The 19735-nt window shown below is 71.3% G+C and carries 20 protein-coding genes; 8 read left to right on the top strand and 12 right to left on the bottom strand.

Going from position 1 to position 19735, the window contains the following annotated elements:
* Positions 1-83: 83 nt before the first annotated feature.
* The 3 genes from V6R91_RS24500 to V6R91_RS24510 form a co-directional block, all read right to left on the bottom strand.
* Positions 84-1760, bottom strand: a complete 1677-nt coding sequence (locus V6R91_RS24500) for a ribonuclease J (protein ID WP_067243578.1) — start codon at positions 1758-1760, stop codon at positions 84-86.
* 106 nt (positions 1761-1866) lie between these two features.
* The gene (gene dapA, locus V6R91_RS24505; RefSeq protein WP_231821135.1) at positions 1867-2844 is read right to left on the bottom strand and encodes a 4-hydroxy-tetrahydrodipicolinate synthase; all 978 of its coding nucleotides are present in this window, start codon (positions 2842-2844) and stop codon (positions 1867-1869) included.
* 28 nt (positions 2845-2872) lie between these two features.
* Positions 2873-3304, bottom strand: a complete 432-nt coding sequence (locus V6R91_RS24510; RefSeq protein WP_336397435.1) for an EF-Tu/IF-2/RF-3 family GTPase — start codon at positions 3302-3304, stop codon at positions 2873-2875.
* Positions 3305-3347: 43 nt separating this feature from the next.
* Here V6R91_RS24510 and V6R91_RS24515 point away from each other — a divergent pair, with 43 nt between their 5' ends.
* The gene (locus V6R91_RS24515; RefSeq protein WP_336397436.1) at positions 3348-3887 is read left to right on the top strand and encodes an NUDIX hydrolase; all 540 of its coding nucleotides are present in this window, start codon (positions 3348-3350) and stop codon (positions 3885-3887) included.
* A 22-nt stretch (positions 3888-3909) separates the two neighbouring features.
* Here the strand turns inward: V6R91_RS24515 and V6R91_RS24520 are convergent, their stop codons facing one another.
* Genes V6R91_RS24520 through V6R91_RS24530 form a run of 3 tightly spaced genes read right to left on the bottom strand, consistent with a single transcriptional unit; the run spans position 3910 to position 5953 of the window.
* Entirely contained in the window at positions 3910-4671 is a 762-nt protein-coding gene (locus V6R91_RS24520; protein WP_336397437.1) for an SDR family NAD(P)-dependent oxidoreductase, read from the bottom strand.
* Positions 4671-5147, bottom strand: coding sequence for a dihydrofolate reductase (locus V6R91_RS24525; protein ID WP_067243589.1), 477 nt, complete (start codon positions 5145-5147; stop codon positions 4671-4673). Before V6R91_RS24525 ends, V6R91_RS24520 begins: the two co-directional genes overlap by 1 nt.
* Entirely contained in the window at positions 5144-5953 is an 810-nt protein-coding gene (locus V6R91_RS24530) for a thymidylate synthase (RefSeq protein WP_271061683.1), read from the bottom strand. Before V6R91_RS24530 ends, V6R91_RS24525 begins: the two co-directional genes overlap by 4 nt.
* 122 nt (positions 5954-6075) lie before the next feature.
* Here V6R91_RS24530 and V6R91_RS24535 point away from each other — a divergent pair, with 122 nt between their 5' ends.
* Genes V6R91_RS24535 through V6R91_RS24545 form a run of 3 tightly spaced genes read left to right on the top strand, consistent with a single transcriptional unit; the run spans position 6076 to position 7586 of the window.
* On the top strand, positions 6076-6540 hold the full coding sequence (locus tag V6R91_RS24535) for a TlpA family protein disulfide reductase (RefSeq protein WP_336397438.1): 465 nt from the start codon (positions 6076-6078) through the stop codon (positions 6538-6540).
* A complete protein-coding gene (locus tag V6R91_RS24540; protein WP_336397439.1) occupies positions 6537-7115 on the top strand; it encodes a DUF4395 domain-containing protein in 579 nt (192 codons plus the stop codon). The genes V6R91_RS24535 and V6R91_RS24540 overlap by 4 nt, the downstream gene beginning before the upstream one ends.
* Before the next feature lie 45 nt (positions 7116-7160).
* Positions 7161-7586 carry an OsmC family peroxiredoxin gene (locus V6R91_RS24545; RefSeq protein WP_067243596.1) on the top strand — a complete coding sequence of 142 codons (426 nt, stop codon included), beginning with the start codon at positions 7161-7163 and terminating at the stop codon, positions 7584-7586.
* A gap of 84 nt (positions 7587-7670) precedes the next feature.
* Here V6R91_RS24545 and V6R91_RS24550 read toward each other — a convergent pair whose 3' ends face one another.
* The gene (locus V6R91_RS24550) at positions 7671-8114 is read right to left on the bottom strand and encodes a hypothetical protein (protein ID WP_271061686.1); all 444 of its coding nucleotides are present in this window, start codon (positions 8112-8114) and stop codon (positions 7671-7673) included.
* A 156-nt stretch (positions 8115-8270) separates the two neighbouring features.
* Between V6R91_RS24550 and V6R91_RS24555 the strand changes: the two genes are divergently transcribed.
* The gene (locus V6R91_RS24555) at positions 8271-9272 is read left to right on the top strand and encodes an ATP-binding cassette domain-containing protein (protein WP_336397440.1); all 1002 of its coding nucleotides are present in this window, start codon (positions 8271-8273) and stop codon (positions 9270-9272) included.
* Positions 9269-10099, top strand: coding sequence for an ABC transporter permease (locus V6R91_RS24560; protein ID WP_271061688.1), 831 nt, complete (start codon positions 9269-9271; stop codon positions 10097-10099). Before V6R91_RS24555 ends, V6R91_RS24560 begins: the two co-directional genes overlap by 4 nt.
* A 67-nt stretch (positions 10100-10166) precedes the next feature.
* Here V6R91_RS24560 and V6R91_RS24565 read toward each other — a convergent pair whose 3' ends face one another.
* The gene (locus tag V6R91_RS24565; RefSeq protein WP_336397441.1) at positions 10167-13328 is read right to left on the bottom strand and encodes an ATP-binding protein; all 3162 of its coding nucleotides are present in this window, start codon (positions 13326-13328) and stop codon (positions 10167-10169) included.
* Complete coding sequence (dapB, locus tag V6R91_RS24570) at positions 13325-14071, bottom strand: 4-hydroxy-tetrahydrodipicolinate reductase (protein ID WP_219085596.1); 747 nt, start codon at positions 14069-14071, stop codon at positions 13325-13327. The genes V6R91_RS24565 and dapB overlap by 4 nt, the downstream gene beginning before the upstream one ends.
* Positions 14072-14132: 61 nt before the next feature.
* On the opposite strand from dapB, the gene V6R91_RS24575 reads away from it, so the two are divergent.
* Positions 14133-14609: a GNAT family N-acetyltransferase gene (locus V6R91_RS24575; protein ID WP_271061690.1), complete on the top strand. Its 477-nt coding sequence runs from the start codon at positions 14133-14135 to the stop codon at positions 14607-14609.
* Entirely contained in the window at positions 14599-15240 is a 642-nt protein-coding gene (locus V6R91_RS24580; RefSeq protein ID WP_336397442.1) for a class I SAM-dependent DNA methyltransferase, read from the top strand. The genes V6R91_RS24575 and V6R91_RS24580 overlap by 11 nt, the downstream gene beginning before the upstream one ends.
* A gap of 34 nt (positions 15241-15274) precedes the next feature.
* Here the strand turns inward: V6R91_RS24580 and V6R91_RS24585 are convergent, their stop codons facing one another.
* The 3 genes from V6R91_RS24585 to V6R91_RS24595 all read right to left on the bottom strand — a co-directional run bounded on the left by V6R91_RS24585 (position 15275) and on the right by V6R91_RS24595 (position 19490).
* Positions 15275-15877 carry a histidine phosphatase family protein gene (locus V6R91_RS24585; protein WP_067243616.1) on the bottom strand — a complete coding sequence of 201 codons (603 nt, stop codon included), beginning with the start codon at positions 15875-15877 and terminating at the stop codon, positions 15275-15277.
* Positions 15878-15980: 103 nt separating this feature from the next.
* On the bottom strand, positions 15981-17018 hold the full coding sequence (locus V6R91_RS24590) for an aldo/keto reductase (protein WP_067243656.1): 1038 nt from the start codon (positions 17016-17018) through the stop codon (positions 15981-15983).
* Positions 17019-17213: 195 nt separating this feature from the next.
* The gene (locus V6R91_RS24595) at positions 17214-19490 is read right to left on the bottom strand and encodes a polyribonucleotide nucleotidyltransferase (protein ID WP_271062551.1); all 2277 of its coding nucleotides are present in this window, start codon (positions 19488-19490) and stop codon (positions 17214-17216) included.
* Positions 19491-19735 lie beyond the last annotated feature (245 nt).

A 19735-nucleotide genomic window follows, 5' to 3' on the forward strand; every position in this document is an offset into this window, starting at 1 on the left:
GCCTCCACGCTACGGCCGCGGGCCGACATCCGCCCGCAGTGACGCGGGTTTCCCGGGATTTCCGGGCTTCTGCGGAGCCCCGGTCACGCCTCGATGACGAGCGGCACGATCATCGGGCGGCGACGCAGCTTCTGGTTGACCCAGCGGCCGATGGTGCGACGGACGACCTGCGAGAGGGCGTGGGTGTCGCGCACGCCGTTGCCCGACGCCTCCTTCAGGGCGGCGACGATCTTCGGAGCCACGTCGTCGAACACCGCGTCGTCCTCGGCGACGCCGCGGGCGTGGATCTCCGGGCCCGAGATGATCCGCCCGGTCGCGGAGTCCACGACCACGATGACCGAGACGAACCCCTCCTCGCCGAGGATCCGCCGGTCCTTGAGGTCCGCGTCGGTGATCTCGCCGACCGTGGAGCCGTCCACGTACACGAAGCCGAGGTCGAGCTGGCCGGCCACACGAGCGACGCCGTCCGCGAGGTCGATCACGGTGCCGTTGGCGGCGATGATCGTGCGCTCCTCGGGGATCCCGGTGTCCTGCGCGAGCTTGGCGTTCGCGATCAGGTGGCGGTACTCCCCGTGCACGGGAAGGACGTTCCCGGGCTTCAGGATGTTGTAGCAGTAGAGCAGCTCGCCCGCCGCGGCGTGCCCCGAGACGTGCACGCGCGCGTTCGCCTTGTGGACGACGTTCGCGCCGAGCTTCGTCAGCCCGTCGATGACGCGATAGACCGCGTTCTCATTGCCGGGGATCAGGCTGGACGCCAGGATCACCGTGTCGCCTTCGCCCGGCTCGATCGCGTGGTCGAGGTTCGCCATGCGGCTGAGCACGGCCATGGGCTCGCCCTGCGACCCGGTCGACATGTAGACGATCCGGTCGTCCGGCAGGTCGCGCGCCTTCTTGTAGTCGATGAGGACGCCGTCGGGCACCTTGAGGTAGCCGAGCTGCTCGGCGATCGTCATGTTGCGCACCATGCTGCGCCCGAGGAACGCGACGCGGCGGCCGTGAGCGTGGGCCGCGTCGATCACCTGCTGCACCCGATGGACGTGGCTGGAGAAGCTGGCGACGATGACCCGGCGCGGCGCCTTGCCGATCACCTGGTCGAGCACCGGTCCGATCGAACGCTCCGTCGGCGTGAAGCCCGGCACGTCCGCGTTCGTCGAGTCGACGAGGAACAGGTCCACGCCCTCCTCGCCCAGACGCGCGAAGGCGCGCAGGTCCGTGATGCGGCCGTCCAGCGGGAGCTGGTCCATCTTGAAGTCGCCGGTCGCGAGCACCATGCCCGCGGGCGTGCGGATGGCCACGGCCAGAGCGTCCGGGATCGAGTGGTTCACCGCGACGAACTCGAGGTCGAAGGGACCGACCCGCTCCTCCTGCCCCTCCTGGACGGTCAGGGTGAAGGGCTTGATCCGATGCTCCTTCAGCTTGGCCTCGACCAGTGCGAGGGTCAGCCCGGAGCCGATCAGCGGGATGTCGTTCTTCAGGCGGAGGAGGTAGGGCACCGCACCGATGTGGTCCTCGTGGCCGTGGGTGAGGACGACGCCGACGATGTCGTCCAGGCGGTCTTTGATCGGCTCGAAGTCGGGCAGGATCAGGTCGACGCCGGGCTGGTGCTCCTCGGGGAAGAGCACGCCGCAGTCGACGACGAGGATCTTGCCGTCGAACTCGAAGATGGTCATGTTGCGACCGACCTCGCCCAGCCCGCCGAGAGGGGTGACCCGGAGGGTTCCGGCGGCGAGCGGGGCAGGATCTGCCAGGGGAATGGACATGCGGTCTCCTCAGTCGGACACCCGTGTGCCCGTTCGTTGCCTTGCGCCCCGCCGGGCCCGCCACCGTGCCGCCCGAGCGGGCGGCACCGCGCGAGCCGCGCAGGGGCTATCGAGTTGTGCCGTGCACCTTGGGCAGGGCGCCGCCGGCGGCGGCGTTGCGGTCGGGACGGAAGTCGGAGAAGTCGGCGCCGGGCACGTCGGAGACCAGGGCCAGCTCGTCCTCGATGATCGCGGCCTCCCACTCCTCCGGGCCGACCAAGGGAAGGCGGACACGCGGGCTGCCGATGCGACCGAGACCGTGCAGCACGTACTTGGCGGCGACGGTGCCGGGGACGTGCGTCATCACGGCGCGCACGAGCGGCTCCAGCCGACGGTGCTCGGCGGTCGCGGCGGCGAGGTCGCCGCGGTTGACCGCGTCGACGATCGTCCGGTACGGCGCCGAGGTGATGTTGGCGGTCACGCCGATCAGGCCCGTGGCACCGATCGACAGGTGCGGGAGGACGTTCGCGTCGTCCCCCGAGAAGTACATCAGGTCGGTCTGGTTGAGCACCCGGCTGACCTCGGAGAAGTCGCCCTTCGCGTCCTTGACCGCCAGGATGTTGGGGTGCTTGGCGAGCCGCAGGATCGTCTCGTACTTGATGGGCACCCCGGTGCGGCCCGGGATGTCGTAGAGGATCACCGGCAGGTCGGTGGCGTCGGCCACCAGGCGGAAGTGCGTGAGGATGCCGGCCTGGGTCGGCTTGTTGTAGTACGGCGTCACGATCATGATGCCGTCGGCGCCGGCCTTCTCGCTGGCCTTGTAGAGCTCGATCGCGTGCGCGGTCTCGTTGGACCCGCCTCCGGTGATGATCTTCGCGCGACCGGCGGAGACGTCCTTGCCGACCTCGACCAGACGGAGCTTCTCGGCGTCCGTGAGGGTGGAGGTCTCGCCGGTGGTCCCGGTGACGACGATGCCGTCCGCACCGTCCGAGATGACGCGGTCGATGTGCTTCTCGACGGCGGGCCAGTCGACCTCGCCGTCGGCCGTCATCGGGGTGATGAGGGCGACGAGCACCTGTCCGAAGGGATTGGGAGCGTGCGTCATGCTCTCAGCGTATCGGTTCGCCCGAGGCTCACGCAGACGGGGACGACGCCCGGATCACATCGCCGCGCTCGACGGCGGGCCTGCCGCGGAGGAGGATCCCGGCGTTCGTGCCGGCCCCGACCTCGGTCGCCTTCTTGCGGAACATCTCGATCCCGGTCACGCGCGACGCCGCGACCGGAGCGCCGCCGCGGAGGATCTCGACGTCCTGATCGACCCGCATCGTGCCGGAGAGGACCGTGCCCGTCGCCACGATGCCGCGACCGGTGATGGTGAAGACGTCCTCCACCCGGAACTCGCCGGTTCCGGAGCCGGTGTCGAGCGTGACCGGCACCGTCGGTTCCGCGGGCGCGGCGTCCACGGGGTTCGTCAGGGCCGCCAGGCGGGCGGCCTCTGCCTCGTTGTAGCGGCGCAGCGTCTCGCTCGCGTCGTCGCGGTCCCTCTTCTTCCCGAACCAGCCCATCCTCCGATCCTACGGGCGTGCCAGCGCCCCCTAGGCTCGCTGCATGGCCTGGCAGACCCGCAGCACCCGCACCGTCTATGAGAACCCCTGGATCCGTGTCCGCGAGGACCAGATCGTCGGGCCCGCCGGCGAGGGGATCTACGGCGTCGTGGAGATGCGCCACCCCGCCGTCTTCGTCGTCGCGGTGGACGACCGCGAGCGGGTGTGCCTGGTCCGCCTGGATCGGTACACCACCGGGTCCTCCCTCGAGGTGCCCGCCGGCGGCAGCGACGGCGAGGACCCGCTCATGGCCGCACGCCGGGAGCTGCTCGAGGAGACGGGATTGACGGCGTCCGAGTGGACCCATATCGGCTTCATGAACGCGCTCAACGGGATCACGGTCGCCCCGGAGCACGTCTTCCTCGCCCGGGGGCTGGCGCAGGCGCGGACGGACGACGACGCGCAGCGGGAGGAGGGCATCGACGAGGTGTCGTGGGAGCCGTTCGACGAGGTGCTGCGCATGATCGCCGACGGCCGGATCACCGACGGCGAGACCATCGCGGCGATCGCCTACGCGGGGATCCGCCTCGATCGGTTCCGGTGACGGCTGCCAGCGCTGCTCTGCGTCAGACGCGGCCCCTCCGGGCGACGCGCGCGGTCACGGAGGCCGGCAGCACCCTGGTGAGGGCGACGATCGCCTTGTAGCGGAGGGACGGGATCGAGACCGCTCTACCGCGGGCCGCGTCGCGCAGCCCCTCGCGGACCACGTCGCGGGCGTCCAGCCACATCGCCCGGGGCACGCCCTCGTGTCCCAGCGCGAGGCCCATGCGCTCGTGGAAGCTCGTGTGGGTGAATCCGGGGCATACGGCGGTGACCGACACGCGGTCCTCGGCGTACTCGGCGTTCGCCCAGCGGCTGAAGCCGATCAGCCACCCCTTGCAGGCCGAGTAGGTGGAGCGCGAGATGAAGCCCGCGACGGAGGCGACGTTGACGATCCGTCCGCCGCGTCCGCGCATGACGCCCAGGGCCGCGTGCATCAGCCGCATGGAGGCCTCCACGTGCACGCGCAGGTGGCGGACCTCGTCCGCGATGTCGTTGTCGGCGAACTGCAACGGCAGTCCGAAGCCGGCGTTGTTGACCAGGAGGCCCACCGGGCGCCCGGCGTTCGCGAGCCGGCGCTCCACGCGGGCGAGCTCCCTCGGGACGGACAGGTCGGCGGGGAGGACCTCCACGACGACGCCGTAACGCTCGCGCAGCGGCGCCGCGACCGCGTCGAGGTCGTCGCGCGAGCGGGCGACGAGGACGAGATCGGATCCCCGTGCCGCGAGCTGACGCGCGAACTCCGCGCCGAGTCCGGCACTCGCCCCGGTGATCAGCGCGGTCGGCATCAGCGCTCGTACCCGAGGAAGCGGTATCGGATCCCGGTCCGCGAGGTCTGCCACTCCCCTTCGTCGACGAGTCGCCACCCCTGGCGCGAAGGCGCGAAGGCGTCGCCCTCCACCACGAGATCGAGCTCGGTGACCTCCAGCCGGTCCGCGCCGCCGATCGCCTGCGCGTAGATCTCCGCGCCGCCGATGATCCAGATCCGGTCGCGGCCACGGGCGGCGTCCGCCAGGTTCGCGACCCGCTGCGCTCCCTCGGCGCTCCAGTCCTGTTGACGGGTGACGACGATGTTCTCCCGCCCGGCGAGCGGCCGGAACCGCTCCGGCAGCGACTCCCAGGTCTTGCGTCCCATGACCACAGGATCCCCGAGCGTGGTCTCCTTGAAGTGCGCCATGTCCTCAGGGACCCGCCACGGCATTCCCCCGGAGGCGCCGATCACGCCGCCTTCCGCCTCGGCCCAGATCAGGCCGACCCAGGTCATACCGCCACCGCCGCGCGGATCGCCGGGTGATGCTCGTACCCCTCGACGACGAAGTCCTCGAAGCGGTAGTCGAAGATCGACTCGGGGATGCGGGCGAACCGGAGGGTCGGGTACGGGTACGGGTCGCGGCTGAGCTGCTCGCGCACCTGCTCGACGTGGTTGTCGTAGATGTGGCAGTCGCCGCCCGTCCACACGAAGTCGCCCGGCTGCAGCCCCGTCTGCTGCGCGATCATCAGAGTCAGCAGTGCGTAGGAGGCGATGTTGAACGGCACCCCGAGGAACAGGTCGGCGCTGCGCTGGTAGAGCTGGCAGGACAGGCGCCCGTCCGCGACGTAGAACTGGAACATCGCGTGGCACGGCGCCAGGGCCATGTCCGGGATGTCGGCCGGGTTCCACGCGGAGACCAGGAGCCGCCGTGAGTCCGGGTTGTCGCGGATCTGCTGGACGACCTGCTGGATCTGGTCGATGTGGCCGCCGTCGGGCGTCGGCCAGGAGCGCCACTGCACGCCGTACACCGGTCCGAGCTCGCCCTCGGCGTCCGCCCACTCGTCCCAGATCGTCACGCCGTTCTCCTGGAGCCAGCGCACGTTCGAGTCCCCGCGCAGGAACCAGAGCAGCTCGTAGGCGATGGACTTGAAGTGCACCCGCTTCGTGGTGATGAGAGGGAAGCCCTTCGACAGGTCGAACCGGATCTGCCGGCCGAACGCGCTCGTCGTCCCCGTTCCCGTGCGATCGTCCTTGCGGGTGCCGTGCTCCAGGACGTCCCGGAGCAGGTCTTCGTACGGCGTGGGGATCGCGGCGCTCATGCGCATCACGATACCCGCGCCGGACCGCGGCGGGGCCCGAGACGCCCGCTCCGGATCCGTCCGCGCGGGTCATCCGGCGTCACATCCGGTCCCGGTCCGCCACACCGGCGTACCCTCGACGCATGTCCCTCCCGCTCGTCCTCGTCGTCACCGCGACCCTGCTCGCGGTGACGGTGGCGATCGGTCTGCTCGTACGACGCCGCGACGGACGCCGCAGAGACGTCCGCGGGGATCGTCGCGACACGGACGCCGCGGAGCTCGCCCCCGGCGGACTCGGCGACCGGGCGACGCTGGTCCAGTTCAGCACCGAGCTCTGCGCGCGCTGCCCGCAGGCGCGCCGCGCGCTCGACGGTGTGGCCGCGCAGCGGGAGGGCGTCGTGCGCACCGAGGTCGACCTGACCCACCGCGCGGATCTCGCCTCCCGTCACGGGATCCTGTCGACCCCGACGACGTTCCTGCTCGACCCGGACGGCACGGTGCGCTCCCGCTTCCACGGCGTCCCCCGCCCCGCCGAGGTGCTCGCCGCCATCGACGAGCTGACGCCGCCCCCCCCCGCGCCGACGGCGAAGGAAAGGAGGGCGGCATGACCGTCCCCGACGGCATCGACCCCCGCGGACCGCGCTTCGCCGCCGCGATCACCTCCGCGCTGCTGCTCGTCGCGACCGCGCTGGCCATGGCCTCCGGTCCCGTTCCCCCGGACGGAACATCCGACTGGATCGCATTCGCGCCGCGGTCGAACGCCGTGTTCGCTCCCACCGTCTCGTGGGTCGACGTCGCCGCCGCCCGGAGTGCTCAGCCCGGCTTCCTCCTCGCGCTCGTCGTGGCGCTCCTGTTCGCCTGGAGCCTGATCTCGCCCCGCACGCAGCCGTGGGCACTGCTGTTCCGCGCCGCCATCCGTCCGCGGCTGTCTCCCCCGACCGACCTCGAGGATCCTCGCCCGCCGCGGTTCGCCCAGGGGGTGGGGCTCGTCGTCGTGGCCGTCGGCCTGGCGCTGCACCTGCTCGGGGTTCCGTGGGCGCTGCCCGTCGCGACCGCCGCGGCCTTCGTCGCCGCGTTCCTCAACGCCGTCTTCGGGCTCTGCCTCGGCTGCCAGCTCTACCTGCTCCTGCAGCGCGCAGGGGTCCTGGGGCGCCGCGCCGGAGGTTCCTCGGCCGCTGCCTGATCGCTAGGCTGACAGCACATCTGTCCCCGAACCGGAGGAACCGTCATGCCTGTCACGAGCGAAGCCGCAGCCACCTGGACCGGAAGCCTCACGGAGGGGTCGGGCACCGTCTCGTTCTCCTCGTCCCACCTCGGCACCTTCCCCCTCGACTGGAAGGCCCGCTCCGAGGGCTCGGAGACCACCACGACCCCCGAGGAGCTGATCGCGGCAGCCCACTCGTCCTGCTTCAGCATGGCCCTGTCGCACGCGCTGGCCGGCAACGGCACCCCTCCGGAGCGCGTGGACACGACCGCGTCGGTCACCTTCAAGCCGGGCACCGGCATCACGGGCAGCCATCTCAACGTCAACGCCTCCGTCCCGGGGCTGGACGCCGAGACGTTCCAGCGCCTCGCCGAGGAGGCCAAGGCCGGCTGCCCGGTGTCCCAGGCGCTGTCCGGCATCGAGATCACCCTCGAGGCCACCCTCGCCTGACCTCCCTCATCGAGTGGTCAGTTTCTGCGGGTTCGCGCGTCGTCGGCCCACAGAAACTGACCACTCGATGCGAGGGGAGCACGATCAGCGGGCGGAGCGCTCCATCCGGATCGCGGCGCGCACACTCGCACGGGCCGCCTTGCGGTCGCCCGCCAGATCCTGCACGATGCCGAGACGCAGCCGCGCCCGCCAGTCCTGCGGCGCCGCCGACGCCTCGCTCTCGTACCGCTGCACGAGCCCCGTGGCCTCGGCCTTCACGACCCGTCCGCTGGGCAGCATGTGCACGTCGTCGTCCGGGAGCGTCCCCTCGGCACGCAGCGTACGGGTGAGCCGGTCGGCGGAGAACCCGAACTGGAGCTCGCGCACCAGCGCCCACAGCCCGATCAGCGGCAGCACGACGAGAGCCACGCCCATCAGCACCCCCACGGGCTGCCCCGACACGAAGAGCGCGATCGCCCGCTGCCCGACCAGCACGATGTAGAGCAGGAGGCAGGCGGCCATCAGGGCCACCCCGATGCGGGAGCTCATCCCTCGATTCTAGGCGGGACGCCGCACGTCAACCGCCGTCGCGACGGAGACCACCGACACCGCTCCGACGGGCAGGGGAACCCCGATCCGTCACCCGGACAGCGGCAGACAGCGAAGCGACAGCGCGGCGACAGGGGCGTCGCGCACGCTCGAGGCATGACGAACTCTCCTACCGACTGGGCCGTGGAGGCCGACGGGCTCGTGAAGGTGTTCGGCGACAACCGGGCGGTCGACGGCGTCGACCTGCGCGTGCGCACCGGCACCGTGTACGGCGTCCTGGGCCCGAACGGCGCCGGCAAGACCACCACCATCAACATGCTGGCGACGCTGCTGCGCCCGGACGGCGGTCATGGCCGGATCTTCGGTCACGACGTCGTCAGGGAGGCCCACGTCGTTCGCCAGCTGATCGGCGTGACCGGCCAGTTCGCCTCTGTCGACGAGGCGCTGTCCGCCAGCGAGAACCTGATGATCTTCTCGCGCCTGCTGGGCCTCAGCCGCGCACAAGCGCGAGCGAAGTCTGCGGATCTGCTCGAGCGGTTCGGGCTGACGGAGGCCGCCCGGCGTCCGCTGAAGGCGTTCTCCGGCGGGATGCGGCGGCGGCTCGACCTGGCCGCGTCCCTCATCGCCCAGCCGCCGCTCATCTTCCTGGACGAGCCGACGACCGGGCTCGACCCGCGCACGCGGGGCCAGATGTGGGACACCATCCGGGAGCTGGTTCGTACCGGGTCGACGGTCGTCCTGACGACCCAGTATCTGGACGAGGCGGATCAGCTCGCCGACCGGATCGCCGTCATCGACCACGGGCGCGTTGTGGCCGAGGGCACCGCGGACGATCTCAAGGCCTCCGTCGGGACCTCCTCCCTGCACCTGCGGGTCCAGGAGGCGTCTGACATCCACGACGCGCTGAGCGTGGTGGAGAGGGTGCTCGGCGCCCGCGCCTCCCTCAGCCCGGAGGCGTCCCGGATCACGGCGCCCATGACCGACCCCGATCGACTGGCGGACCTCCTGATCACGCTGCGCGAGGCCGGGATCGGCCTGGCGGAGATGAGCGTGCAGAAGCCGACGCTCGACGAGGTCTTCCTCACCATCACCGGCCGCCCCGCGGCCGACGACACCGACGCGGCAGCCGCCGCGGACAAGGAGCAGGTGCACGCATGAACGCTCTCGCCCCCGTCGCCGAACGCATCGTCCCCGCGAGCGACCGGCAGCTGAAGAACCACGCCGGTCTCGGCCTGACCCTCCGCAACACCGTCACGATGGCGGGGCGCGGCCTGGTGAAGATCCGGAGGACTCCCGAGCAGCTGTTCGACGTCACCCTGCAGCCGATCCTCTTCACCCTGATGTTCACGTACATCTTCGGCGGAGCCATCTCCGGAGACGTCGCCTCCTACCTGCCGGTCATCATCCCCGGAATCCTCGTCCAGACCGTCATCACGACCTCGGTCGTGACGGGCACCCAGCTGCGCGAGGACATGGACAAGGGCGTGTTCGCCCGATTCCGCTCCCTTCCGATCGCGCGCATCGCTCCCCTCTCCGGGGCGCTCCTCGCGGACACCGTCCGCTACGGCATCGCGACCGTGCTCACGTTCACGATGGGCTATCTGATGGGCTTCCGTCCTGAGGGCGGGATCGGCGCGGTCATCGTCGCCGGCCTGCTCGTCGTGGTCTGCTCCTGGGCGGTGAGCTGGATCTTCGCTTTCTTCGGCGTGATCGCCCGGACGGCGTCGAGCGTGCAGGGGATCTCGATGATCATCCTGTTCCCGCTGACGTTCCTCTCGAACGCGTTCGTCCCGGTCGACACGATGCCGACGTGGCTGCAGTGGTTCGTGAACGTCAACCCCGTGTCCCACCTCGTCACGGCGGTCCGCGACCTGGTGAACGCGAGCACGTTCGGCGTGGACGCGTGGATCTCGCTCCTCGGCGCCGCCGTCATCGTCGCCGTCTTCGCGCCGCTCACGGTCCGCGCGTACATGCGGCGCGCCTGAGCACCGCCGTCGTGGGGCCGCGTCGCGAGAGCGGGCGTCCCCACGGCCGCCGCCCACCCCGGCCGTGTCACCCGCCGAGCACGGCGACCGCGCGCGGAACGAGGTCGGCGAGCGGGACGCCGGCGATCGCGTCCTGCGCCCGTGCGACCGCATCGGCCCCCACGATGCGCTCCGCGCGCTCCCGGTGACGACGGATCCGCAGGCTGGGCAGGTCCTGGCGCGCGCCGAGCCGCTCGGCCAGCACCAGGGCCTCCACCGCCCTGGTGCTGCGCCCGGGCTGCGTCAAGGCCCAGGAGGACCAGCCCAGCAGGACCGTTCCGAGAACCGGCCGGTCCGTGGCCTGAGGACGCAGGCGGTAGCCGGCGACGGCCCGGCCTCGCAGGCGTCGCACCCACTTCTCGATCTCCTCGGCGCCGAGATCCAGCCCCTCCGCGGCCGCGGACACGTATCCGGCGACGGCCATGAGGAACCACGGCGACCGGCGCTGCTGCGGAGAGCGGAACATCCGCATGGCGCGGTCGAGGGCCTCCCGCGCATCGTCCATCCTGCCGGACAGCCGGTACACCTCTCCGAGGCCGTACCACCCCACCGCGGAGATCTCCAGGGCGTCGGCGGTCAGCTCTCCTCCGCGCACGAGGGAGGCGAACACCTCCTCCGCCTCCTCCAGACGGTCCAGGGCGAGCAGGACGCCGCCGCGGACCCACTCCGCCTGCCGCAGCGGCTCCTCGGCGTCGTACTGGCCGTAGCGGTGGTGGGCCCGCTGGAGCCAGACGATCGCCTCGGCGGGCCGGGCGCTCTGGCTGGCGAGCTGCGCGGCCGAGTCGGCCGCCATCGCTGCTCCCCACGGCTCGTCCAGGGACTCGGCGAGCGCCCATGCGCGTTCCGCGGCGGCGAGCGCCTGGCGCGTCTCGCCGAGGTTCTCGGCGAAGTGCGACAGGAGGAGCTCTCCGGCCAGTCGGGCACGGGGATCCGTCACCGTCGTGACACGGCGGAGGACGTCATAGGTGTCCGCCTCCCGCGTCGCGGCCGTCACCGTCGCGCACAGCGCACCCCACACCGGGCTCAGCCGCTCCCCCTCGGTCCTCGCGAGCCCGCGCAGACCCACGATTCCGCGGAGGCCTCGGGGATCGTCGCCGATGAGGCATCCGAGGGTCGCGAGGAGGGTGGCGATCGCCCGCTCGTCCACGGAGACGTCCGCCGACACGCTTCGCGCCGCCGTCAGCATCGGGGCGCCCATCGCCGCGATCTCCGCGTACGACCCGCGCATGAACCAGGATTGTCCGACGACCGCGTAGATCCGCACGGCCTCGGCATGGCGTCCCTCAGCGAGAAGACCCCGCAGCACGTGCACGAGATTGTCGTGCTCGGCGCCGATCTCCCGCTGCGCCTCGGGGCGCAGACCGCCGGGGAACCGGAGCGCGGGCGGCCCGTGATCGGCGATGAGGGCGAGAGCCCATGTCGTGACCGCCTCCTCCGCCGCGGCCACGGCGCCCGAGCCCGCCTCGGCGAGGCGGACGAGGCCGAACTCGCGAACGGTCTCCAGCATGCGGAACCGCATCCCGGTCCGGTGCTCGCTCGCGACGAGAAGCGACTGCTCCACCAGCCGGTCGAGCATATCCGCCGCGTCCTCGACGCCCAGCAGGGCGGAGGCGGCGACGCCGGAGAAGCCGCCGGGGAGCACGGACAACGCGGCGAGCGCCGTGCGCGCCCCGTCGTCCAGGAGGTCCCAGCTCCACGAGATCACGGCCTCGAGGGTGCGATGGCGCTCCGGCGCGGAGCGGTCCCCCTTCGTGAGTAGCGCGAAGCGGTTCTGCAGGCGCACCTCGATCTGCTCGGCGGTCATCGTCCGCACGCGCGCGGCAGCGAGCTCGATCGCCAGAGGCAGGCCGTCCAGATGAGCGCACAATCGGGTCACGGTGGCCAAGGACAGCTCTGCGCCCGGCCGGACGGCCCGCGCACGTTCGAGGAAGAGTCGGACGGCCGGCGAGTCGACGGACTCGGCGATCGCCAACGGGGCGAGGGGCAGGATCTGCTCGGCCGCGATCATCACCGGCGCCCTGCTGGTGGCGAGGATCTGCAGCGAGGGCACGGTCGCGAGCAGGTCGCTGCACCATGCGGCGACGCCGCCGATCACCTGCTCGCAGTTGTCCAGCACGAGAAGCGCCTCACGATCGGCGAGGGCCGCGACCATGCGGGCACGCAGATCCGGACGAGCGCGGGGATCGGAGAGGCGTCCGCCCGGCGCGGTCTCGCTGATGCCCAGGGCGGCGGCGACCGCGGGGCCGACATCCGCGTCGGTGCGGACACCGGCGAGCGGGACGACGACCACCATCGACGCATCGCTCCGCGCGGCGACGGCCTGCGCGAGACGGGTCTTGCCCAGCCCGCCCGGCCCGAGCACGGTCACGAGGCGGGCACGTCGGAGCATCTCCTCGGCTTCTCGCACGGCCTCGTCCCGGCCGATCAAGACGTTCGGCTCGGCGTCGACGCCGATGCGCACCGGGGCCGCGCGCTCCTTCGGCGCGCCGCGCAGCAGCCGGGCGTTCAGCTCGACGAATCCGGCGCCGGGCGAGCTGCCCAGCTCGTCTCGGAGCCGCCGGGCGTATGCGGCGAACACCGCGAGGGCATCCGCGGTGCGCCCTGCCGCATCCAGCGCCTCGACGAGGGCGATGTGGAGCGGTTCGTCGCGGGGGCTTCCCACCGCGAGCGCCTCCAGGACCGCGACCGCCTCGGCGGGGCGGCCGGCCCCGCGCAGGGCCGCGGCGCGCGCACGGCGGATCCGATCGCGGAGACCGGCCGCATCCCTGACGAGCGCGTCCGCTGCGGGCACATCGGGCAGATCGACCGCGGGCTCTCCGCGCCACAGCGCGTCGGCCTCGTCGAGGATGTCGAGGATCCGGCCGTGATCGTGCTCCGCCGCCTCGGTCGCCTCGAGCAGTTCCCGGGCACGGTCGAGATCGGTGGCGGCGGCGCGTGCATACCCGCCGGGAACGCTCGCGACGATGTCCGCGCCGCCGTGCGCACGCAACCGGGAGACGAGGGTCTGCAGCGCCGCTCGCGGGTTCTGCGGAGGGTGGTCTCCCCACACATCGTCCGCGAGAGAGGCCAGGGACCGTGACTCCCCCACGCGAGACAGTGCCAGCGTCGCGACGAGCGTCCTCATCGCGACGCCGCCCGCGTCGCGCCCCGCGATCCGGATGGGCCCGAGGACCGCGATCCGGTCGGTCATGCGCTCGGAACGATCCCCAGGTCGATGATGCGCTCGAGCCCCACGATCACGCCGCGCGCGTCCCGCGCGTACGGGAGGGCGAGCCGGATCCCCGGCGCGTACGCCTCCGCGGAGTCAACCGTGTCATGCCGGATGGTGAGCGATTCGCCGGGGCCGGAGAGGATGACCTGCTGCTCGGCCACCACGCCGGGACGCCGCAGGGAGTGGATCGGCACCCCGGCGACCTGCTGACCGCGGGCACGCTGGTCCACGTGCGGCGCGTCGACGGGACCCTGCCCGGCCCGGGCCTCGGCGATGAGCTCCGCGGTGCGGACGGCGGTGCCGCTCGGGGAGTCGATCTTCGTGTGGCGGTGGGCCTCGATGATCTCCGCCGACCCGAAGAAGGGCGCGGCGATCGCGGCGAGCGCCGAGCCCAGCACCGAGCCCACCGAGAAGTTCGGGATGAACACCGCGCCGGTGCCCGCGGCCTCGACCAGCGGGCGGACCAGCGCGATGCGCTCCTGCGACCAGCCGGAGGTTCCGACGAGCACGTTGACCCCCCGCTCCACGGCGGCACGGACGACATCCACGCTCACCGCCGGAGTGGAGGCGTCGACGACGAGATCCGCCCCGTCGAGCTCATCGAGATCGCTGCGCGAGGTCAGGACGGCGTGCACGTCGAAGCCGTCCTGCTCGTCGATCACCGAGCGGATGATCGCCCCGAGCTTGCCGGTCCCGCCCACCAGGGCCACGCGCGTGGTCATGTCTCGATTCTATTCAGCGCGGCACGCCGGAGGCCCCCGCCGCGCGGCGTACCGTCTAGGCATGCTCGTGTTCCGTCCTGCTTCCCCCGAGGACCCCGACGCCCAGGAGATCCTGTCGGCGTACTTCGCGATGCGCGCCGCGGAGTTCCCCGGCGGCACCTACTCCCCCGCCGCGCCCTCGCCGTCCGCCTTCACCGAGCCCGCCGGCGTGCTGCTGCTCGCGGAGCACGACGGCGTCGTGGTCGGCTGCGGCGGCATCCGCCTGCTGGAGCACCTGGAAGGGCGCGTCTACGAGGTCAAGCACGTCTTCCTTCGTTCGGAGACCCGCGGCCGCGGATGGGGAAGGCACTTGCTCGAGGAGCTGGAACGGCGGGCACGCGCGTGGGGAGCGACCGCGCTGGTCCTCGACACGCACCACACGCTCGCCTCGGCAGGCCACCTCTATCTGCGCACCGGCTTCGTCGAGATCCCGGCGTACAACGACAATCCGAACGCGACGCGGTGGTATCGCAAGGACCTCGTCGGCGATGAGCACTGAGCGACACGCGGCCACGCGCGCCTTCTACGACACGGTGGCCGAGGAGTACGCGTCGCTCCTGCCCGACCTCCGATACGAGCGCCCGCTGGAGCACGCGATGCTCACGGAGTTCGTCGATGCGCTGCCCGACGACGACGCCCCGGTGCTCGATGCCGGATGCGGCACCGGGCGGATGCTCACGCACCTCTCGGCGCAGGGGATCGCTCCCCTGCGCGGCCTCGACCTCTCCCCCGAGATGGTCGCCCACGCCCGCGCCTCGCACCCCGGCCTCCGCGTGGAGGTGGCGGACCTCGCCGCCCTTCCTCTCGCTCCGCGGACGGCTCGAGGCGTGCTGTGCTGGTATGCGATCATCCACAGCACCCGCGACGAGGTGGGGGCGATCCTGGACGAGTTCGGCCGCGTGCTCCGGCCGGGTGGCGCGCTGCTGCTCGGATTCCAGGCGGGCGCCGGCGAGCGGGTCGTCGACGGACGCGCCTACGGTCATCCGCTCACGCTGCACGGCGTGCTGCACGAGCCGACGGAGATCGCACGCATGCTCGCGCAGCGGGGCTTCACGGTGATCGTCACCGCCCACCGCGCCGCACACGGCGAAGAACGCCACGCCCAGGGGTTCGTCCTCGCCCGGCGCTGAGCACGGTCGCCCCCGGCGACCGGCGCCGTCCGGCTCAGACCGGAAGCGGATCGGGCATTCCGGTGCGCAGTTCGAACGGCAGGTGGCTGAGGTCGTTGTGGGCGACCAGGCTCCACGGTCGCCCCTGCTTCTGCGAGATGACCGTGAGGCCGCAGTGCGCCTGGTTCAGCGTCATCCAGCGCCACTCCGGGGCTTCGAGCACCTCACGGACGAGCCAGGAGATGACGAAGTTGTGGGTGATGAGGACCTCGTGGACGTCTCCCTGCTTGCGCACGAGGAACTCGCTCACCGCGTCGCCCATCTGTGCGCGCCCGGCTTCGATCTCCGCCTCCGTGACCGACCCGAAGAACGGCTCGAACGCGGCCGGGGTGTCCTCGGTCATCCCCGTGGGCACGCAGTCGAAGAGCAGCGCGGAGGGCTGCGCGGTCACGGCGGGGAGGCGCTCGGCGATCGCCCGCGCGGTCTCGGCCGCCCGCAGCAGCGGCGAATGCCAGACCGCGTCCAGCGGAAGCCCCGAGAGCCGGTCTGCGATCAGCTCGGCCTGCCTCCGCCCGCGGGGCGAAAGGGGTCCGTCGTCGACGCCGTGCTCGGCGTCCTGATGTTCACCGTGTCTGACCAGATAGATGTAATGCGTCACAACCGCTCGCTTCGTCGCCGACGGTTCTGTCGGAGCCCTTCCAGCCTACGTCACCCGGCCTCGGCGGCTCCGGAGGGTTTCGGGATGAGACGCTCTTCCGCCCTCAGCTGGCGGCGCGCGCCAGCTCCGCCAGCTGGGCACGGCTCAGCGCCACGCCCACGCCCTGCACGATCTCGTCGACGTGCTGGATCGAGAAGGCGTTGACGATCGGGGCCACGACGGTCCGCTGGGCCAGCAGCCACGCGATCGACACCGCTGCGACGGGCACCTGCAGTTCCTCCGCCGTGAGATCCAGGGCGCGCAGCACCTTGATTCCCCGGCGGTTGATGTTGCTGCGCAGTTGCATGCCTCGCACGCCATGGCGCGCGTCCGCCTTCGACCGATGCCGCCCGGACAGGAACCCGTGCTCCAGGGCATGCGACGGGGTGACGGCGAGGCCCTGCGCACCGGCGACCAGCCGGAGGTCGCCTTCGAAGACGGTTCGTCGCAGCATGTTGTACGGCTCGTCGATCGCCTCGATGCGCGGATAGCCCGCGGACGAGAGGATCCGCGCCTCGACGAGTCTCTCTGCGGAGAATCCGAACGCGCCCAGCGTGCCGACCTTGCCCGCGTCGACGAGCCATTCCGCCGTCGCGAGGGTGTCCTCCAGCGGGCTGCCGTCGTCCTGGCTCGCGTCGAGGTACAGCACGTCGATGCGCTCGACGCCGAGCCGTGTCAGCGATGCCTCGACGGCGCGCACGAGGTTGACCGAGCCGAGACCAGGGTTGTCCGGGTGCGCCCCGACGCGCACGGCGAGGACCGTTCGGTCCCGGCGCCCCCGCGTGCGCAGCCAGCGTCCGATGATGTGCTCGCTGCGCCCCGCGGCGAAGCTGTCCGCCGTGTGCACCGCGTTGCCGCCGATCTCGGCGTACCGATCCAGGATGGCCTCGCTGCTCGCGGTGTCGGTGTTCCACCCGAACTCCGCTCCGCCCAGCATGAGCGGGAAGACCTGCAGTCCGCCTTCCCCCAGCGGTACACGCACGGCCTCGCCGATCCCGGGGCCGATCACGGGGATCGGGGCCGACGGGTGGACCATCGCTGCGCTCTCCTCCGCGGCCGGGCGCTCGGTGGCGCTGCCGGTGCCGACACTGAAGAGACGCATGCGTTCACCCCCGAATGCGATGCTGCGCTTGTCGCGCACCCCCCGGTGCGCACTTCCGAGCGTAGGGGAGGCATCGGACACTCCCGTTCATTGCGGCCAACGGCAGGCGAACTTCCCATAACGTTTCGGTCACAACAACGACGAAAGACCCGTGTTGTCCCCCGTTCGGGGGACAACACGGGCCTTTCTGACGACTCAGTCCTCGGACGGCGCCTCCGCGGCGGCCTCGCCCTCGGCGGGGGCGTCGTCGAGCACCGGCTCGAGCGACAGCTTCCCGCGGTCGTCGATCTTCGTGATGCGCACGAGGATCTTCTGCCCGACGCCCAGCACGTCCTCGACGTTCTCGACGCGCTTGCCGCCGGCGAGCTTGCGCACCTCCGTGACGTGCAGCAGGCCGTCCTTGCCCGGCAGCAGCGAGATGAACGCGCCGAAGGTCGCGATCTTGACGACCGTGCCGAGGAACTGCTCGCCGACCTCAGGGTTGGTGGGGTTGGCGATCGCGTTCACCTGGGCACGGGCCGCCTCGGCCGAGGGGCCGTCGGTCGCGCCGATGTAGACGGTGCCGTCCTCCTCGATGGAGATCTGCGCGCCGGTCTCGTCCTGGATCGCGTTGATCGTCTTGCCCTTCGGGCCGATCAGCTCGCCGATCTTGTCGACCGGGATCTGCACGCTGATCACGCGCGGCGCCGTCGGCGCCATCTCGTCGGGAGCGTCGATCGCGGCGTTCAGAACGTTGAGGATCGTGAGGCGCGCCTCCTTGGCCTGGGTCAGCGCGCCGGCGAGCACCTCCGAGGGGATGCCGTCGAGCTTCGTGTCGAGCTGGATCGCCGTGACGAACTCGCTCGTGCCCGCGACCTTGAAGTCCATGTCGCCCAGGGCGTCCTCGGCACCGAGGATGTCGGTGAGGGCCGCGTAGCGGGTCTCCCCGTCGACCTCGTCGGAGACCAGGCCCATCGCGATGCCGGCGACCGGCGCGCGCAGCGGCACACCGGCGTTCAGCAGCGACAGGGTGGACGCGCAGACCGAGCCCATCGAGGTCGACCCGTTCGACCCGAGCGCCTCGGAGACCTGGCGGATGGCGTACGGGAACTCCTCGCGGCTGGGCAGCACCGGCACGAGGGCGCGCTCGGCGAGGAAGCCGTGCCCGATCTCGCGACGCTTCGGCGACCCGACGCGGCCGGTCTCACCGGTCGAGTAGGGCGGGAAGTTGTAGTGGTGCATGTACCGCTTGCTCGTCGTGGGCGAGAGCGAGTCGATCTGCTGCTCCATCTTGAGCATGTTCAGCGTGGTGACGCCCAGGATCTGGGTCTCGCCGCGCTGGAAGATCGCGGATCCGTGCACGCGAGGGATCACCTGCACCTCGGCGTCGAGCGGACGGATGTCCGCCAGGCCGCGGCCGTCGATGCGGACGCCCTCGGTGAGGATGCGCCCCCGGACGATCTTCTTGGTGACGGACTTGTACGCCGCCGAGAACTCGCCCAGCGCGGACTCGGGGAGATCCCCGGCCTCGACAGCGGCGGTCAGCTCGCCCTTGACGCGGTCCTTGATCGCGTCGTCGGCGTTCTGGCGCTCCTGCTTGTCGGCGATCTGATAGACGTCGTTCAGCTCGGCGAGGGCACGCTCGGACACGAAGTCGTAGGTCGCCTGCTCGTACGGAAGGAAGACCGGGTAGACGCCCGGCTCCTTCGAGGCAGTCTCGGCGAGCTTCGCCTGCGCCTCGACGAGCTGCATGAGGAACGGCTTGGCCGCCTCGAGTCCCTCGGCGACGACGGACTCGCTGGGCTTGGTCGCGCCGCCCTTGATGAGGTTCCAGCTGCCCTCGGTCGCCTCGGCCTCGACCATCATGATCGCGACGTCCTTCGAGCCGTCGGCCTTGGTCACGACGCGGCCGGCGACGACGAGGTCGAACACGGCCTCCTCGAGCTGCGCGGCGGTCGGGAACGCGATCCACTGGTCGGCGGTGTCGCCGTGACCCGGGATGAGCGCCAGGCGCACACCCGCGATCGGACCGGAGAACGGCAGACCGGAGATCTGCGTGGACGCCGAGGCGGCGTTGATCGCGAGCGCGTCGTAGAACTCGCCCGGAGCGATCGAGAGGACGGTGATGACGATCTGGACCTCGTTGCGCAGGCCGTCGACGAACGACGGGCGCAGCGGACGGTCGATCAGGCGGCACACCAGGATCGCCTCGGTCGAGGGACGGCCCTCGCGACGGAAGAACGAACCGGGGATCTTGCCCGCCGCGTAGGAGCGCTCCTCGACGTCGACGGTGAGCGGGAAGAAGTCGAAGCCCTCACGCGGGTGCTTGCCCGCGCTCGTGGCGGACAGGAGCATCGTCTCCTCGTCCAGATAGGCGGCGACCGCGCCCTGCGCCTGCTGGGCGAGGCGACCCGTCTCGAAACGGATCGTGCGGGTGCCGAAGCGGCCGTTGTCGAGCACGGCCTCCGTAGCGGTGATTTCAGGACCTTCCAAGAGGTCTCTCCTTCTTTGTTTAGACTCGCCCTCCCGTGTGGAGTGCGAGCATCTCGAAGGAGCGGAGACGGGCAGATATGGGCGCACGGGAAGGACCCGCGTCATCCGCCTGCGCTGGCCACCAGTGGAGGGCCACCCTACGATCACCCGTCGGGGAGTCCACCACAGGGGACCAGCTTCCTGCCGACCCGCTCCGTGAAGGCTCCCTCATGGCGAGAGAGCCCTGTTCAGTTGTGGATTCCGCA

The sequence above is a fragment of the Microbacterium sp. CCNWLW41 genome (assembly GCF_037083505.1).